Genomic DNA, 607 nt, shown 5'->3' with positions numbered 1-607 from the left:
TGTTTTTTTTTTTTTTTTTTTTTTTTTTGAAATAATATCGTGTACATTGTTTCGGTTTTTACATAAATAGAGGAGAGGGTAGGAAAATATCATTTAGTCTAAAAAATATAAAAATAAGAGGCAATCAGAAGTTTTTCGATTGCCTCTTATCAATATCACAAGAACTAATTATTTTTCATTTTGCTTTTTACGACGTTGTCCAACTAAGAACAATGAACCAAGTGCCGCAAATAATGAACCGATTAATGTGTCGTTTGATGTGTTACCTGTGTTACCTGTGTCTGGTAAACCATGTCCATGATGACCTTCGCCATGAGATTTGCCATCCTTATCACCGTGGTTATCGTTAGAGCCATTATCTGCTTCGTTGTCAGAATCCGAATCATTATCAGAGTCGGAATCGCTATCAGAGTCGGAATCACTGTCAGAGTCCGAGTCACTATCAGAGTCGGAATCGCTATCAGAGTCGGAGTCGCTGTCAGAGTCAGAATCACTATCAGAGTCCGAGTCACTATCAGAATCTGAATCGCTATCGGAGTCAGAATCACTATCAGAGTCGGAATCGCTGTCAGAATCCGAGTCGCTGTCAGAGTCAGAATCACTGTCT

Annotated in this window: 1 protein-coding gene; it reads right to left on the bottom strand. The window is 38.9% G+C overall.

Features of this window, described 5'->3' with window-relative positions; genetic code table 11:
* Positions 1–168: 168 nt before the first annotated feature.
* Positions 169–607: LPXTG cell wall anchor domain-containing protein (locus CD122_RS12440; protein WP_240624171.1), on the bottom strand; the 439-nt coding region annotated here is incomplete at its 5' end.

Source organism: Staphylococcus rostri, assembly GCF_002902145.1.
Lineage (GTDB): Bacteria > Bacillota > Bacilli > Staphylococcales > Staphylococcaceae > Staphylococcus > Staphylococcus rostri.
The sequence above is the reverse complement of the archived record's forward strand: the minus strand, read 5'-3'. Positions and strand labels throughout refer to the sequence as shown.